Origin of the sequence: Vibrio sp. bablab_jr001, assembly GCF_016464285.1 — a bacterium.
Taxonomy (GTDB): Bacteria; Pseudomonadota; Gammaproteobacteria; order Enterobacterales; family Vibrionaceae; genus Vibrio; species Vibrio fluvialis.
Genome location: NZ_JACDWZ010000082.1, coordinates 83,703 through 100,382, shown reverse-complemented (window position 1 = coordinate 100,382; position 16,680 = coordinate 83,703). Strand labels below are relative to the sequence as shown.

General features: G+C 51.9%; 17 protein-coding genes. 9 read left to right on the top strand and 8 right to left on the bottom strand.

The genetic code is table 11. The features are described from left to right. Positions 1–75 precede the first annotated feature (75 nt). Together JIG40_RS13240 and JIG40_RS13235 are read left to right on the top strand one after the other, a co-directional pair. Positions 76–2,109 (top strand): VIT and VWA domain-containing protein, encoded by a 2,034-nt coding sequence (locus JIG40_RS13240; RefSeq protein WP_199465491.1) that lies wholly within the window; start codon positions 76–78, stop codon positions 2,107–2,109. A gap of 98 nt (positions 2,110–2,207) precedes the next feature. Next, positions 2,208–2,831 carry a triacylglycerol lipase gene (locus JIG40_RS13235; RefSeq protein ID WP_199465462.1) on the top strand — a complete coding sequence of 208 codons (624 nt, stop codon included), beginning with the start codon at positions 2,208–2,210 and terminating at the stop codon, positions 2,829–2,831. Positions 2,832–2,920: 89 nt separating this feature from the next. Here the strand turns inward: JIG40_RS13235 and JIG40_RS13230 are convergent, their stop codons facing one another. Together JIG40_RS13230 and JIG40_RS13225 are read right to left on the bottom strand one after the other, a co-directional pair. Next, positions 2,921–4,546 carry a methyl-accepting chemotaxis protein gene (locus tag JIG40_RS13230; RefSeq protein ID WP_199465461.1) on the bottom strand — a complete coding sequence of 542 codons (1,626 nt, stop codon included), beginning with the start codon at positions 4,544–4,546 and terminating at the stop codon, positions 2,921–2,923. Positions 4,547–4,694: 148 nt separating this feature from the next. Then, positions 4,695–5,504, bottom strand: a complete 810-nt coding sequence (locus tag JIG40_RS13225; RefSeq protein WP_154182833.1) for a class III extradiol ring-cleavage dioxygenase — start codon at positions 5,502–5,504, stop codon at positions 4,695–4,697. 134 nt (positions 5,505–5,638) lie between these two features. Here JIG40_RS13225 and JIG40_RS13220 point away from each other — a divergent pair, with 134 nt between their 5' ends. Together JIG40_RS13220 and JIG40_RS13215 are read left to right on the top strand one after the other, a co-directional pair. Next, positions 5,639–6,535, top strand: coding sequence for a LysR family transcriptional regulator (locus tag JIG40_RS13220; protein WP_075989843.1), 897 nt, complete (start codon positions 5,639–5,641; stop codon positions 6,533–6,535). 122 nt (positions 6,536–6,657) lie between these two features. Continuing rightward, positions 6,658–7,257 (top strand): outer membrane beta-barrel protein, encoded by a 600-nt coding sequence (locus JIG40_RS13215; protein WP_199465460.1) that lies wholly within the window; start codon positions 6,658–6,660, stop codon positions 7,255–7,257. A 53-nt stretch (positions 7,258–7,310) separates the two neighbouring features. Here the strand turns inward: JIG40_RS13215 and JIG40_RS13210 are convergent, their stop codons facing one another. From JIG40_RS13210 to JIG40_RS13200, 3 genes are all read right to left on the bottom strand, one after another. Next, positions 7,311–7,610, bottom strand: coding sequence for a DUF134 domain-containing protein (locus tag JIG40_RS13210; RefSeq protein ID WP_047461499.1), 300 nt, complete (start codon positions 7,608–7,610; stop codon positions 7,311–7,313). Positions 7,611–7,705: 95 nt separating this feature from the next. Continuing rightward, entirely contained in the window at positions 7,706–8,485 is a 780-nt protein-coding gene (locus JIG40_RS13205) for a nitroreductase family protein (RefSeq protein WP_199465459.1), read from the bottom strand. An 88-nt stretch (positions 8,486–8,573) separates the two neighbouring features. Further along, a complete protein-coding gene (locus JIG40_RS13200; protein ID WP_024375024.1) occupies positions 8,574–9,461 on the bottom strand; it encodes a LysR substrate-binding domain-containing protein in 888 nt (295 codons plus the stop codon). Positions 9,462–9,644: 183 nt separating this feature from the next. Here JIG40_RS13200 and hisC point away from each other — a divergent pair, with 183 nt between their 5' ends. The 4 genes from hisC (at position 9,645) to JIG40_RS13180 (ending at position 13,577) form a co-directional block, all read left to right on the top strand. Then, entirely contained in the window at positions 9,645–10,718 is a 1,074-nt protein-coding gene (hisC, locus tag JIG40_RS13195; protein WP_199465458.1) for a histidinol-phosphate transaminase, read from the top strand. Positions 10,719–10,741: 23 nt separating this feature from the next. Further along, positions 10,742–11,515: an ABC transporter substrate-binding protein gene (locus JIG40_RS13190; protein WP_024375022.1), complete on the top strand. Its 774-nt coding sequence runs from the start codon at positions 10,742–10,744 to the stop codon at positions 11,513–11,515. 508 nt (positions 11,516–12,023) lie between these two features. Continuing rightward, positions 12,024–12,920 carry a DMT family transporter gene (locus tag JIG40_RS13185; protein ID WP_158143571.1) on the top strand — a complete coding sequence of 299 codons (897 nt, stop codon included), beginning with the start codon at positions 12,024–12,026 and terminating at the stop codon, positions 12,918–12,920. Positions 12,921–12,962: 42 nt separating this feature from the next. Next, positions 12,963–13,577, top strand: coding sequence for a glutaredoxin (locus JIG40_RS13180; protein WP_020329662.1), 615 nt, complete (start codon positions 12,963–12,965; stop codon positions 13,575–13,577). 67 nt (positions 13,578–13,644) lie between these two features. On the opposite strand, the gene JIG40_RS22960 is transcribed toward JIG40_RS13180, so the two are convergent. The 3 genes from JIG40_RS22960 to JIG40_RS13170 form a co-directional block, all read right to left on the bottom strand. After that, positions 13,645–13,779 (bottom strand): hypothetical protein, encoded by a 135-nt coding sequence (locus JIG40_RS22960; RefSeq protein ID WP_020329661.1) that lies wholly within the window; start codon positions 13,777–13,779, stop codon positions 13,645–13,647. Positions 13,780–13,888: 109 nt separating this feature from the next. Continuing rightward, the gene (locus tag JIG40_RS13175; protein WP_020329660.1) at positions 13,889–14,239 is read right to left on the bottom strand and encodes a hypothetical protein; all 351 of its coding nucleotides are present in this window, start codon (positions 14,237–14,239) and stop codon (positions 13,889–13,891) included. A 90-nt stretch (positions 14,240–14,329) separates the two neighbouring features. Then, a complete protein-coding gene (locus JIG40_RS13170) occupies positions 14,330–15,535 on the bottom strand; it encodes a multidrug effflux MFS transporter (protein WP_024375497.1) in 1,206 nt (401 codons plus the stop codon). Positions 15,536–15,622: 87 nt separating this feature from the next. Here JIG40_RS13170 and JIG40_RS13165 point away from each other — a divergent pair, with 87 nt between their 5' ends. Then, complete coding sequence (locus JIG40_RS13165; RefSeq protein ID WP_020329658.1) at positions 15,623–16,516, top strand: LysR family transcriptional regulator; 894 nt, start codon at positions 15,623–15,625, stop codon at positions 16,514–16,516. Positions 16,517–16,680 lie beyond the last annotated feature (164 nt).

The following is a 16,680-nucleotide window of genomic DNA, read 5'->3' as shown; positions in this document are numbered from 1 at the left end:
AGGAGCGTGGTTGGACCACGCAATGCAAAGGAGGCGACTTTGCGAGCCACAAAACCAATTTCCACTCTGTTGTCGATGCTGTTTCTGGCGCTGCTGACTCTGCTGTTCAGCACCACCAGCTTCGCCAGCGGACTACTCAAACCGATCAACAGTCAGGAGCAGGATCTGAAAATCCTGACGCACCATGTCAACGTCGTGATTGAAGACAGTTACGCCACCACTCAAATCGAACAGGAGTTTTTTAACCCCAACGATCATCAGCTTGAAGCGCTGTATACTTTTCCGGTGCCGCGTCACGCCGTGGTCGGTGAATTTATCTACTGGATTAATGGCAAACCGGTCATTGCCGAAGCGGTGGCCAAAGAAAAAGCGCGCGCCATTTACGAGGATCAAAAATCTCAAGGGCGCAGCACCGCGCTGACGGAAAAAGACGAGTATCGTCATTTCGAAATTCGCGTGTTTCCTGTCCTGCCGCAACAAAGTGTGAAAATTCGACTGGTCTACTTACAGGATGCTCTGCTTGACCACGGCGTCGGTCGCTACGTCTATCCGATGGAAGAGGGTGGCGTCGATGAGCAAGCGCAGTCTTTCTGGCAGCGCAACGATGTGGTTGAGCAGGCTTTCTCTTTCAATCTGGATCTCAAATCGTCCTATCCGGTTGACCGCGTTCGCCTGCCCGCGCATCCACAAGCCACGCTGACTCAGCGGGATACATCGCAATGGCAGGCATCACTGACATCGCAGACAACACAACTGGTCTCTGGCGACGAATCCAATGGCAGTACGACCGCTGTTACCACTGGCTTTAAACTCAATCAGGACGTAGTGTTCTACTGGCGTCTTCAGGATGGTTTACCCGGCCGAGTCGACATGGTGAGCTATCGCGATCCGACTCGCAGTGAGCGCGGGACCTTTAAACTAACGTTTACCCCCGGCGATGATTTGGCGGCCGTCACACAGGGACGCGATTGGGTCTTCGTGCTGGACAAATCAGGATCGATGCGCGGCAAGTTCGCCACGCTGGTTGAAGGAGTGCGCATGGGGCTGAACAAACTACCCGCCGGTGACCGCTTCCGTATCGTGCTGTTTAACAGCAATGCGTATGAGCTGACCAACGGCTATCTCAGTGCCTCACCAGACAATATTCAACGTGTGATGGATCAACTGGCCAACATTCAACCCGATCAAGGTACCAATCTCTATGAGGGTCTGGACACTGGCCTGCGCCAGCTCGATAGAGACCGCGCCACCGGGTTGGTGCTGGTCACCGACGGCGTGGCAAACGTAGGGTTGACGGCGAAAAAAGAGTTTCTTGATCTGATTCGCCGCTTCGATGTGCGTCTCTACACCTTTATTCTCGGCAACAGCGCCAACCTGCCGCTGCTTGAACCGATGACTCAGGTCTCCAGCGGATTTTCTGCAGCAGTTTCCAACGCAGACGATCTGATGGGACACCTGATGAACATCGGCAGCAAGCTCACCCATCAGGCGTATCGTGACATTGAACTCGATATCGATGGCGTCAAGGTGGCCGACCTGACGCCGCAGCAGTTCACCAGCCTGTATCGCGGCGAACGACTGGCGGTGTTTGGCCACTATTTCCAACCCGGTGAAGCCAAAGTCACGCTGAAGATGAAAGTTGACGGTGAAACGCGCCGCTATCACACCACCGTCACGCTGCCAGCGCAGGCAGATAGGAATCCGGAGCTGGAACGTCTGTGGGCCTTTTCCGCCATTCGTGATCTTGAAAACCAGATGGATTATCTGGAAAGCAAAGATGCCGACAGCGAACAGGCGATTGAGTCACTGGCGTTGGAATACGGCTTGCTGACCGATTACACCTCGCTGATTGTGACCGAAGAGGGTGTGCTGGAAGGCATGGGGTTCAGCCGCAACAATCAGCAACGGGTCGAACGCGAACAACAAGCGCGTGAACAGCGCCAGCAGCAAATCGCGCTGCGCCCAACCCGCGTCGACAACAGCCAGCCGATGTTCAACAGTCCATCACCAAGTCACAGTCGCGGCAGTGGTGGCGGCAGCCTCAACTTGTGGTTGGTTAGCCTGCTGCTCGGTTGCGCGGTTTGGCGATACCGTTCACGCCGTTCCTAAATAGAAACCAGATGGCTCGCAATGAGCCATCTTTGCATTTTGGCCTCAGATGAGTAGATTAGCAGTTAGAGCACTCACTCCAATCGTTCAGGAGTTCCATGAAAATTATCATCCTCCACGGTCTGTATATGCACGGTTTTGTAATGCAGCCACTGGGGCAACGTTTGAGCAAACTGGGCTACGATACCGAAGTACTGAGCTACAACACCGTGGCGATCAAAGACGAAAAGGTGTTTCGTACCATTGACGAAGCGTTGGCTGCAGACCAGCCGAATGTGTTGGTCGGCCACAGCCTCGGCGGTTTAATGATCAAACACTATCTGGCATCACGCCACCCGAGTGCAGCGCAAATCTCCCATGTGGTGACCATCGGCTCACCGCTCAAAGGCGCGTCGATCGTGGGAAAAATTCAGCAAATGGGTTTCGGCGCGATACTGGGGAATTCCACTCAATTCGGTCTGGAAACTCATGAGGACGAATGGCAGTTTGAACAGAAACTGGGCAGCATTGCTGGCACCGTTGCCTTTGGCATGCGCCGGGTATTAATGGGCAACCAGCTGATGTCGGATGGCACAGTGACGGTCGATGAAACCAAAATCGCCGGCATGACGGATCATCTGGAAACGCGCACCACGCATACCAGCATGATTTATAGCACTTATGTTGCCCGCCAAATTGACCATTTCATTCGCCATGATCAGTTCGAACATCAGGCCACCTGAGCCCAAAACGAAAAAGCCCGAGTAAGCGCGCATGGAAACAGGGAACGCTTACTCGGGAACCAGGTGAATAAGTGGATAAAAGTCGAGAATTAGACGCTAAAAGCACCGATATACTGTTTTAAATGTTCAGTTTGTGTTTGTAGCGCATGATAAGTCTGCGTCGTGTCGCTCGCTGTGGATTCAATCTCCTGCGACGAATCGGCAATGGCATCAATGCTGTCGCGAACATGGCTCGACAACTCTTGCTGAGACTGTGCTAATGCGGCAATCCGGCTGTCCATTTCTGCAATGGCTTCTGACGCATGCACAATGTGGTGATACGCCTCGCCCGCCTCTTCGACCTGCTGCAGATTCTCGCCAATTTGAGACTGGCATTGCGCCATCATCCCTTGGGCACTGGACGCCTGTGTTTGCAGGTTGTTGATGATGCCGCCAATTTCATCAATGCTGCTTTGGGTTTGCTGCGCCAACTCTCGGACCTGATCCGCCACCACCGCAAAACCGCGCCCTGCCTCTCCGGCGCGTGCTGCCTCAATCGCGGCATTGAGCGCCAGCAGGTTGGTCTGTTTGGTGATGTTGCTGATGACATCCGAAATCAAGCCGATGTCGGAGCTGCGCTGATACAGCGCATCGATGACCTGCCCGGTATCGCCAATCAGTTGCGACATAGTCTGAGTGCGCGCAATCGAACTGACGATGCTCTGCTCGCCAATTTGCGCTTGTTGTTTGGCCTGTGCGCTTTTCTGCGACGCTTGTTCGGTCACCGCATCGATGTGCTGGGTGTTGTCCACCAGCTCACGGGAGGCCCCCACAATCTGACCGATTTCCAGCTTCTGCGCGTCGACACTTTGCTGTGTGCGCGCCACTTTGGCGGCCAGTTCTTCAGAGGCAAGATCCAAGGAGTGCACACTCTCTTTCACCGTCAGGATCAACTGGGTCAGATTGTTCTGCATCTGCATAAAGGCTTGTGCCGCCTGACCAAACTCATCTTGCTTAAACTCTTTGACGGCCAGTGGCGTCTGCAGATTCCCCTGCCCCACAACCGACATATGTGCTTTGAGACGATTGAGTGGCAGCAGTACACGGCGAGCCGTAAGATAACCACTCGCGAGCAGCAGCAATACCACCACCACGGCGGATGCGACCGTCCACTGAATGGCACGTTCGATCTCCGCCTGCTTGTCATCTTTCAGACGAATCGCTTCCTGCTGTAAGTTATGCTGAAACTCGGTCAGACGCTCAACAATGGTGTTGAACGGCGCGAGCATCGGTCCGAGCATCTCGCGACGCGCCGCATCAATCTGCCCTGCATCAATCAGGGTCAGATAATGGCGCTGCATCGCGCGATATTCTTCAATGCGGTGCTCAAAATCAAATACCGCAGACTGAATCTCAGCGCTATCTGCCAGCGATTTCATCCGCTGCAACGTGTTGGCAACCGCCTCATCGTTGAATTCGATTGTACGTTGAATCGCCTGATGCTCCTGACTGTCGGTGGTGAGACCGTAATCCAAGGCAAAACGTCGGTAAGTCACCGTGTAATAACGCATATCGGAAATGGTGGTCAGCAGTTGAACATTACGATCGACCACCATCCCGAATTGCTGTTGCACACGGGTTAAGGTAACAATCAGATAAAAGCTCAGTGCAATAATCGCGGCCATAGCCAATATGGCATTGGCGCGCACGAGGCGAGTGATAGAAAGTGAACGCATGAAAAGATAGCCCGTCCGGTTGGTGAGTCCATGCGCCACTTTACCCAACGCAAGGTAGCAAGGCAGGCTGCTTTTCCCTATTTGATTAATAGATAAAAACAATAACGCCCGCGATTTTAAGTCGCGGGCGTTATAAACAATGGCCTAATTACGCAGCGGCCATACCAAAACCGTAGGCATCCAAGGCGAGGATTTCCAGGTCGATGGCGCGGTGCAGCACTTGCCCAATTTCGTCCTCATAGCTGGTACCCAGCACACTTGGCAGTGGCAGATAATGATCCGGCGTCGGGTGATTGAAACGAGCGTGCGGCCCCTGATCGAGATAATCCAGCAAAGCATCGACATTACCCCGCGCCAGTTGCTCGCTGACCCAGTTGGTGAACTGGTTCACCTTGCTGACGCGATTGGGATCCGGCATCGGCGAGAAGATCTCCCGCAGGTTATGGCTGATGCCACCCGAACCGACAAACAACACGCCTTCTTCACGCAAAGGACGTAACCAGCGGCCAATTTCAAAGTGCGCGACCGCGTCCATCGCGCTGTTGATCGACACCTGAATGATCGGCACATCAATATTCGGATACAGATACAGCATCGGGATCCAAGCGCCGTGATCCAGTCCTTGATCTTTATCTAACTTAACCGTAATACCCGCATCTTTGAGCATTTTCTCCGCTTTTAACGCCAATTCCGGAGCACCTTGGGCCGGGTATTCGATGTCGTATAACGGTTGCGGAAAGCCGTAAAAGTCGTGAATCGTGCCCAACGTATGCCCACTGGTGATCACCACCGGACCGCGGCGGTCAAAGTGCGCGGAAAAGATCACGATCGCTTTCGGTTTCGGCAATTTCGCCCCCAGTTGTTGAAAGAACTCGGTCGTTTCTGAATGTTCTATCGCCATCATCGGCGAACCGTGGGATAAGAACAGGGCAGGCATGCGTTGTGTTTGGTTCATCATGGCAATATCTCCAGAAAGCTGTTTCAATCGCCAGTGTCGTCACTGGCTTATCGCTATGCAGACAATATACCTATCCACTAAACTATGATAAAACCCGTTATCATTGCGTCATTATCAACAGAGCGTTGCTAATTATGGATAAGATCAGCGCCATGCGTGCCTTTACGACCGTGGTGAGCGAAGGCAACTTTGTCAAAGCCGCCGAACGGCTGGATTTGTCGCCGCAACTGGTGAGCAAATACGTCGCGCAGCTTGAAGAAACACTGAAAGTACGGCTGCTCAATCGTACCACGCGTCGGGTCAACCTCACCGAGGCGGGTCAGGCCTATTTCGAGCGCTGCCAGCAGGTGTTGCAAGATATCGACGACATGGAAAATGCGCTGTCGAACTTGCAGAGTCAGGTGTCGGGTACGCTGCGCGTCAGCGCACCGATGTCGTTTGGTGTGCACCATTTATCCAAACCTGTCGCCCTGTTTCAGGACAGCTATCCCGACGTAAAGGTTGAATTGCTGCTCACGGACCGGAAAGTGGATTTGCTCGATGAAGGGGTCGACATTGCGCTGCGCATCGGTCACCTGAAAGATTCGGCACTGGTCGCCAAAAAAATTACCCCGATTCATTTGTCGATCTGCGCCGCGCCGCACTACTGGCAGCGGCATGGCAAACCAACCCAGTTTGAAGCGCTGAGCAAACTCAACTATTTGCGTTTTACCTATTCCGATCCGCGCGCTTGGTTTCGCGACTGGCCCAAACACGTCTCCATTCATGACTTTGCCAGTGATTTTTCCAGTAACAACGGCGATGTGATCGTCAATGCTGCCATTCTGGGTCGCGGCTACGCCATTCAGCCCACGTTCCTTACTGGCGCAGCGATCAAACGCGGGGAGCTAGAGGTGTTGTCATCATTTTCATTAGAGCCGCTGGGGCTGTATGCGCTGTACAGCCATCGTGAGTTTCTCGCCTCGAAGGTGCGTCACTTTATCGATTTTCTCTCCAGCTACTTTGGTGATGTCCCTTACTGGGACCGCTAGCTGTGTCACGGACAGCAGAGTTACTTCGCTCCAACCGTTGCAGTGCAATTGGTTGGAATTATTTGAAATCAGCGAGTTCAGGGATTATAACTGGACAACACTTCTAGCAATGAACGCCTCTTATGAGAAAGTCTGACATCGTAAAATTCGCCGCTGGCACCGCTCTGCTCCTGCCTAATATCGCCCTGGCTTACGGTATGGCGCCAATGGGTTCGCCGAATATGATGTATGGGCATCCCTATGTCGGCATGAGCTTTAACTTCGCCAATGTCGATGCCACGATTGAAAACAGTAGCGGCAGCCGCCTTTCCTTTAATGTCGATAACAACAGTCTGGCAGGCGTAATGTTAGGTCTGCGTGTCACGCCCAACGTGGCTTTTGAGCTGCGTGGCTATGGCAATGCGTCTGAAGGCGATTATCAGGGGCAACGTGTGTCGGTTGATTATTACTACGGCGCATTTACCAAGTTTATTCTGCCGCTGACGCCGTTCTTCGAAACGTACGCTCTGATGGGGTTTGGCAACCAAAAAGTAACGGTGCTGGATTACAGTGCGAGCAGCACTGATATGGCGTATGGTTTGGGCGCGTCGTTTATGTTGGTTCCGCAGGCAGAAATTCAGCTGGAATGGCTGAAGACCTATAACGACAAGTTTGAGGATAGTGGCTACAAGGTGGATGTGGATGAGTCCAACATCAACCTCAATATGGTGTTCAACTTTTAGCGCCGACAAACAACCTCTTCTCAGTCATGCCGAGCATTGCAAACTCGGCATGGCTATTCAGCGTCACTCTCCGCACGACTGTCCGCCATCACCAACGCTTTACCGTGCAGCAGGCAATCGGACACTTTGCGCCGCGCAGCTTTGACTAAATTCGCCAGCGTCTGGCGGGACACGCCCATTTCCACCGCCGCTACCTGCTGCTGCATGCCTTGATAGTCCACCAGACGCAGCGCCTCAAATTCATCAGCCTGCAACGTGATTTTGTCCAGTTGCGACATCGGAATACCATTGGGTTTAAAGCAGCTTTGCGCGGGTGTACCACAAATTTGTCGAGGGATTTTAGGCCGGGCCATGAAGGTTCCTTGCATGCCGTTGAGGTAAAGTTGCCTTATTGTGGCGAAATCTGCCGGAAACGCAACGGCGGCGCAGGTGTACGCCGCCGCTGGCACTATTCGTGATTCATAAAACCCTGTTGATGCAGATAGTTCAGCACGGTTTGCGAAAACTCTAAATGGGACTCACGGGTGTATTTCAGTTGAGTGTAAATCTGGGCCAGATTGTTCACATCCGACTGCTCAATCATGGCGCGCAGTTCAGGATAGGACATATAGCGCGCCCACCCGGCCTGCTCGCGTTCGCGGTAGATGGCTTCAATCTCTTCGTCACTGTGATCGTGATACACCTCATGATGCACCAAACCACTGAGCGGCAAGCGATCACGCACGTCCGGCTGCTCTGCCGGATAACCCAGCGAGTAACCGACCACAGGCACCACACCTTGCGGCAATTTGAGAATTTCGCCAATTTTATCGCAATTGGCCAGCGTCGAACCCATATAACACAGCCCCAACCCTTTCGCTTCTGCGGCCAGTGCGACGTTTTGCGACACCAGCGTCGCATCAATCGCTCCAATCATAAAACTCATGAAGTTGTCGAAATTCAGTGGCGCATCACTCAGTTCGAGCCATTTGCGCATGCGGCGAAAGTCCGCGCAGAAGGTCAGCAATACTGGCGCGTCCACCACCATGTTCTGTTCCATGTGCGGAGTATACAAGGCGTCGCACAGCGCTTTATCCTGAGTGACGATGATGGAATAAGACTGCATGTTGCCAGAAGAAGACGCGCGAATACCGGCTTGAAGAATCTCCTCCAGCAGCTCTGGAGCGATGGCATCCGGGTGATAACGGCGAATAGAACGGTGGGCATGCAGAGCCTGTAAAACATCCATGTGTAGTACCTTGATAATTCAAACAATAAGCGGCCAGTATCCACCCCGGCTCGCACTGGCACAAGCTGCGTGCTCACAGTTCCATGAATTACAGGTTGGTTTGCGCTTTATAGCCGGAGACCAGCCAGTTCTGCAATCTGTCCAGCATCGGGTTATCGCTCTGTTTCGGGAACAGGAAATAGTAGCTGTGGCCGGAGAGCACCGTGTCGTCAAAAGGCATCATCAGCCGCTTCATCGCCAAGTCCTGCTCCGCCAGCGTGACGTCGCCGACAGCAATGCCAAAACCTTGCTGCGCCGCATTCATCGCCTGATCCAGGGTAGAAAAATGCTGATTGAGTTTGCTGGCCAACCCGCGTTCACCGTGATGGGTCAGCCACAGCTTCCAGTCACTCTGCTCGGTATTGGCATGCAGCCAGGTAAATTGAGTCAGTTGTTTCACTGACAGTTCTCCACCATAAGTCTGCAGCAGCTCAGGTCGGCAAATCGGCGTCAGGCGCTCTTCAAACAACAGATGACTCATCACCGATGGCAGCTTAGGCGTTTTGCCATAGCTGATCACCGCATCGAACAGGTCAAAGTTAGGGTCAGGATGGTGTTTGATGGTTGAGGTCAGTTCGACGTCGATATCCGGATGTGCATCCTGAAACGCCATCAGCCGCGGCAGCAACCAAGAGGTGACACAGCTCGGTGCGTTGAGTTTAATGGTCGACGGCGTGCTGGAAACATCATCGATGGCCATGCGCAGACGGCGCAGCACATCTTCGGCATGCGGCACAAACTTCACCCCTTGTTGAGTCAGCGACAATCCGCGCGCATGACGGAAAAACAACTTAACACCCAACAGATCTTCTAACGCCAGAATCTGGCGGCTGATCGCCCCCTGCGTCAGGTTCAGCGCGTCAGCAGCGCGGGTAAAATTGAGATGTTCTGCGGTGGCAAGAAACGCCTGCAGTGTTTTGGTCGATGGAAGATGCATAGTGGCCCACAAGCTATGATTTTTTATCATGGCTAGTATGTGTTTATTTCGATTCTTTTTACAAACTCTTTTTGTTTGAATAAATCCACTGCTGATGAAATTGAAAATAAACGCACACCAAGTGCAATTATCAGCATAAAAAATCATTTACTGCGACTAAATAACAGCAGAACGAGGTCACATATGTCTTCCATTGCATCGACACTGGCACCAGAGGCCATAAAAAAATTAATACCTTATCAATCTGCACGCCGTATCGGTGGTTCCGGTCGCGTGTGGCTTAACGCCAACGAACTCGAAAGCGCGATTCACTACGGAGCTCACGAGCAGAGTTACAACCGCTATCCGGATTTTCTGCCCCACGACGTCGCCAGTGCTTACCAACGTTATTGCCAGGTCGACACGCCCGTTATGGCCGTGCGCGGCGCGGATGAAGCGATTGATCTGCTGATCCGCACCTTCTGTCAGCCAGGCAAAGACAAAATCGTCGTCTGCTCACCAACCTATGCAATGTACGAATTCTGTGCAGACGCTCTGGCCATTGATACTTTGCATGTGCCGCTGCTGGGTGATGATTTTTCACTTGATACTCAAGGGGTGATTGCCGCCGCCAAAGACGCCAATCTGGTCTTCCTCTGTTCACCGAACAACCCGACCGGTAACCCGCTGGCCCGCGAGGCGATCATCAAAGTGCTTGAAGGTACCCGCCATGACGCTTTAGTGGTGGTCGACGAAGCCTACATTGAATTTGAACTCAATCAGAGCGTGGCTTCACTGATTGCCACTTATCCGAATCTGGTTGTGATTCGTACCCTGTCCAAAGCCTTTGGTCTGGCGGCGGTGCGCTGCGGTTTTATCATCGCCGATGCCAGCGTGATGGAGTACGTTGCCAAACTGATCCCGCCTTATCCGATGCCGGATTCCAGCGCGACCATCGTGCTGCAAGCTTTGTCTGAACAAGGGTTGGATAAGGTTCGCCGGGTGACTCAGCAACTGATTGATACCCGCGAATGGTTTATCGGTGAACTTCACACTCTGGACTTCATCGCCAAGATTTACCCTTCCTCCACCAATTTCGTGTTACTGCGCGCGCGCACAGGTGAAGATCTGTTTGCGTATCTGCTTAAGCACGGTATTGTGACTCGTAATCAAAGTCATGATCCTGCGCTGAGAGACTGCGTGCGTATCACTATCGGTAGCCTAACGAGCATGCAAGAAGTGGTAGAAGTGCTCCGTCGTTACCCGTCGCAATCATAGATGTACAGAAAAGGAATTTGACCATGAAAAAATTTGCTGTTGGTATGGCGTGTGTCGCCACTCTGTTCTGCGCTGCGGTTTCTGCTAAAGAAGTCCGTCTGGCGTCCGACTTTACCTATCCACCGTTCAACTACAAAAACAGCGCTGGTGAACCGGTTGGCTTTGATATCGAAATCGCCGATGCGTTATGTAAAGAAGCCAAACTCGATTGTACCTGGGTCGCTCAGAGCTGGGATGCACTGATCCCTAGCCTGTTGGCCCGTAAATCTGACGTGATCATGGCTTCAATGCGCATCACCGACGATCGTAAAAAGAAAGTGCTGTTCACCAACAAATACTACCAAACGCCAGCGCGTTTCGTGACCCGTAAGGACGCGACCTTCACGTTAGATAAAGCAGGCCTGACCGGCAAAGTGATTGGCGTGCAGCAAGGCACCATTCACGACCGCTACGTGACCGACAAATTTGGTTCAGTGGCTGAGATCAAACGCTATACCGGTCAGGATGAAGTGTACATCGACATGCAAAACGGTCGTCTGGACGCCACGTTTGGTAACGCGGATCAGCTCTCACTCGCTTTCCTGGATAAAGCCGATGGCCAAGATTTCGAATTCAAGGGTGAAGCGGTGACCGATAAAGCCTACATTGGTGAAGGCACCGCACTGGCACTGCGTAAACAGGATCAGGAACTGGCCGCCAAATTCAATCAGGCGATTGAAACCATTCGAGCCAATGGTACTTACGACAAAATCGCAGCGAAATATTTCAGCTTTGATATCTACGGTGAAAACCTGTAAGTCCGCATCCATGTCGCAGGGTGAAGGTCGGTTGAACCTTCACCCGAGCCGCATTGAGCTTAACTCCAAGTCTTAGCCACGCCATGCCGCGTGGCTTTTTTTATTTTATGCACCAGATCACAGCAGACTGCCCCAAGTCGAAGCATCTTAAAGATAGAAAAATAATTGTGCGGAAACGGAGAGTAGATATAACTCATTGATTTTATTAAACTGAAAAAGTTGGCACGCTGCCTGCATTATATAAATTACAAATGCAGGCAGCGTTTGTGCTTCTTTTCAGTGATATGGCAGAAATCACTGGTCACTTCATGTTCTTTGACCTCCCTCTGGGAGGTCTTTTTTTTTGCGCCGTTGCAACAGCGTCTGGGCAAAGATACTAGTCGCTTTCTATTGCGCATGATTTGAGCATCGTCAATTTTTTCGAATTATCTCAACAAAGATGAGTCATTGGTTTCATAACCATTCGCGCGTATGATGCCGTCACTCTTTCCCACATTTTGATAACTTTATGTCGAACCGTCATTCCCCTGCAAAGGGTGCATTCTGGATGCTGACCGCTGGCCTTGCGTTTGCGCTGGTCAACAGCGTGACACAAATTGCCAGTATTCATTTTGGCCTGGCCTCCACCACAGTCGCGTTTATTCAGTACGCGGTCGCTATCGTTGTGATTCTGCCTTATTTGCGCTCGCTCGGTATTCGCCGTTCACTGCGCACCGCCCATTTTAAATGGCACGTCCTGCGTGTCCTGCTGGCCGTGATTGGGATTCAGTTGTGGCTTTGGGCTCTCGCGTATCCTGTGCCTATCTGGCAAGGTATCGCATTGCTGATGACATCTCCGCTGTTTGCGACACTCGGTTCCGGTCTGATTCTCAAAGAGCGGGTCGGAACGGCTCGCTGGTGTGCCACGCTGGCCGGATTCATCGGTGCGATGATCATTCTTGAACCGTGGGCTGACGATTTCAGTTGGGCGGCGCTATTACCCGTTGGAGCTGCGCTGTTCTGGGCCAGCTACTCGTTGATGGTCAAACACCTTTCGGCACAAGATTCACCGTCCACCATGGTGGTTTACCTGCTGCTACTGATCACGCCATTCAACCTGCTACTCGCCATTCCGGAATGGCAGACACCGCAAAGCACACAAATTTGGCTGCTACTGCTCGCTGCAGGTGTCATGACAGCGCTGGCGCAATGGGCCATTGTTAAAGCCTATTCACTGGCTGACGCTTCTTTTGTTCAGCCGTTCGACCACGCCAAACTGCCCTTGAACGTCTTGGCAGGTTGGATGGTGTTTGGCTGGGTTCCACCGGGGCGTTTGTGGCTCGGCGCGGCGATCATCATCGCATCGGTCGCGTTTATTACCCATTGGGAAACAAAAAAGACGGCACGTGAAATAAAAGCGGCGTAAAACCTTTCCTATGCTGTAAGAAAGTGATTCCGAGGAACAATGATGGCAACGCCGATTAAAGTCACCCTATACCGCTGGGCCGGGCAGTTTGGGCCGTTTAAGGTCAACATTCCCTGTGGCGAATGTACGCTCACCAAAGACATACTCAATGATACCTTCAGCAACGAACTGGCGGGTATTCCGATTGAGCTGGAAGTCAAAGATTGGCTGAGCCATTGGTGGGAGCCTTTGCGTTACGGAGCTTGGCACGCACCGATTGTTATCGTAGAGGGCAAAGTGGTCAGTCAGGGTGAAGCACTTAACCGTGGCATGCTTGTGCAGTCCGTGATTCAGGCATGGACACCCAGAGACACGCTCACCGGCAATATTGTCTTTGGCAAAGCGAGTTGCCCCTACTGCACCAAAGCGAAAAACTTACTGCAGTCGGCGGGTATCGATTACGACTACCGGGATGTCATCAAAGACAGCGCAGCCCTGTATCGCATGATCCCAGAAGTGAAAGCCATCATCGGCGAGAAAACACCGGTAACCGTGCCGCAGATATGGCTGGATGGCCAATACATCGGGGGGTGTGATGCATTGGAGACCTGGTTGGCAGCCAACCCTCACAAGGCCAAGCAAGGCAATGTTGTCGAATTAACTGGCAAAGTTCTGTAATTTAGTTTCAGAAAAGCAAAAGGCCCCAAGAACATTCTTGAGGCCTTTTTTAATTCTTTGAGGCGAATTACTTCGTCATTTTCTTCCACATGGTTTTGATGAAAGATTTTTTCTTAGGCTGGGCCTTGCCATAAAACGCTTCATGCATCATCTGTTTCGCGATGATTTGACCGACGTACGCAGCACCTAAATCGTTACCCATGACTCTCTCCTACATTTGGTTGTTTTTTAACTACCTTTTGTAGTTAATATAACACCAAAATCGGATATAACAAGACATGCGTCACATTTTTACGTAATTTATTTTCAGATTAGCTACGTTTTGGCTGTTTGTAAGTTTTGCCCGCAGCCTGATAGGTGTCTTTCACTTTCACGTCGAACATCATATCGAAGAACCACGCGACAAATTTCACCACATCGTCACCTTCGTTCATGATGTGCTCAACGTACTCTTGCTCAACACCCTGCTCGTCTTCTTGCACAGTGACATGATAAATACGCTGCTCCCCTTCCACATCGGCGAGAGCAAACTGTCCGGTCAGCGACTGAGCGGCTTCCGCGACATCAGCATCTTCACTGGCGCGCAGAATATCCAACGCTTGGGGTAGGCTCGCTTGTGCACACAGCTGTTTTACTAACGCTTCAAATTCGTTCTGTTGCATGATCATTCCTCTTAGTAGCAGCGGCGGATTATACCCACAACCTGCACCGACTGCACTAGCGTAACGTCATGATCATCAGTGCAGAAGGGATCAGGTAGACGGCTGAGTCGAGGTTTCTGGTTGGGAAACCGACAGCATCAGTACGAATAGCATGCTGGAGCTGGTTGCCAGATAGAACCAGCCGAGCGACGACTGCTGCGTCACGCAGTGTTCAACCAAAAAGCCACCCAGCAGCCCGGCAATCAACATCTGAATGGAACCCGACAGCGCCGACACCGACCCGGCCTGAGTCTTATGCGGTGCCAGTAACAGCGTGGTAGAGAGCGGGAAGGAAATGCCTTGCGCGACCGTTAACCAGGTAAACGCCCACACCAAATTGAACACATTAAACGGCGTAATAAGCAGCCAGACGCCCGCAAAAATCATGATGCCGATCGCCGTACCTAGCAACTGACGGCTGGAAAAACGGCGATGAAAAATATTCACCAGTACGCTTCCCACCAGCAAACCTGCTGACGGAATAATCATAATGCTACCGTATTCTGCGGCCGTCATGCCCAGCTGCTTTTGCAGCAGAAATGGCAACACAGACAACGTAACCAGACTGGAGAGATAGCTGATCCAGTTATAGCTCGCACTGCTCAGCACTTGCCAGTTGCGCAGCAGCGCCCAGTAATTCTTCGCCACTTTGGACGGTTCAAAGCGCTTTTTCGCATAGGGCAGGGTTTCCGGCAGAATAAAGTAACCCAGGGTAAAAATGGCACTGATGTACACCATGACAAAAATGAACACCGCCTGCCAGCTGAAATGATAGGTCATCCAGCCGCCCACAACCGGGGCAACGATCGGCATGATCGACGCGGTAATGGCGATGTATGACATCGCTTTGGTCAGATGGTGGCCATCGTAACTGTCTCGCAGCACACTGCGCCCCAACACGGACGCACTCCCCGCACCTAAGCCCTGAAGCAGGCGCCCCATTTCCAGCGAACTGAAGCTGTCGGAAAACGCAACGCATAATATGGTGCCCAGCAGGTAAATGCCCTGACCCAGAATAAAAGTCGGACGTCTCCCTACCGCATCAGACAATGCGCCGTAAAAGAGTTGTGAACCACCAAAACCCAGCAGGAATAAGGTGACCAGCATCTGGACACTGGCCTGATCAACCTGCAAATCCTGGCTGATCATGGGGAGCGACGGCAGATAAATGGCAACACCGACCTGGCCGGTGGCGATGATCATCATCGCTAACAGCATTGGCGTTTTTTTAAAGGAATCTTGTGCTTCTCTGTTCATACGCGCAGTGTATATTGGTAACCTATGCTTGATAATGTCGCTTTCAGGAAATGAATTAGTTCCAAAGTGGAACAAACAGGAGAAGGAATGGACTGGCTACAAAGTGCAAAAACATACATTCGAGTAGTCGAAGAAGGCAGCTTCAACGGCGCAGCACGAAAGCTCAATACCACCAGCTCGGCGGTCAGCAAGCGAATTCACTGGCTGGAAGAGCGCATCGGTGTGCAGTTATTGAAACGCACAACTCGCTCCGTCACCCAAACAGAAGCGGGCGTTCTGTTTTATGAAAGAGCCAAAGCGCAACTGGAAAGCTGGCAGTCTGTGGTCGACGAGACGCGTTCACTTAACCAGAATCCAGCCGGGCTGCTCAAGATCGGTGCGACACTTGCGGTAGGTTCGAAATTCCTGATGCAGTATGTCGATGAGTTTCTCCAGCGTTATCCGGACATTCGAATTCAGCTCACCACCACCACACCAGGCCAGTTGCCTGAACTGCATCTCGACCTGTTCATCAGCCGTGAAATCGACCAGCTCAATTCACTCAGTTTCAAAGCCACTCCGCTGTTTGTGCACAAAGCTGGCTTCTATGCCTCGCCACAATACCTGCAGCGCCACGGCACGCCGACCAGTTTGCACGATCTGACTCGCCACAATGTGTTGTGTTGGGGTGAGCAAACCAGCCGCGAGGTCAAAACCAACAACAATAAGCGCCTGACGCTGTCTGGTAACTTCGCCACCACGAACCCGGAAGCACTGTTCTACGCCGGGAAATGCGGCATGGGAATCGTGGTGTCTAACCATGTGATGTTGAAAGAAGATCTCAGACAAGGAACTCTGGTGCGAATTCTGCCGGACGTCACTATCGATCAGGCGACGGTGTTTGCCTACTACCCGAAACTCGATTACCAGCACACGCGCACGCATCTGTTCCTGAATTTCCTCAAAGAGAAACTGGCTCAATCGCAGGATGGAGAAATGTAACCACGCTCATTTCACATGAGAATGAACAAAAAAGTACCAATGTTAACCTGCAAGTTAACCTCTTGATCAACATTATTTTTCTAGAATATACATCTAAAGTCGTACGCCATTCTGGTGGAAAAAAGTGTCAATCTCAACCATAGTGTCTAAGCGCATATCAAGAG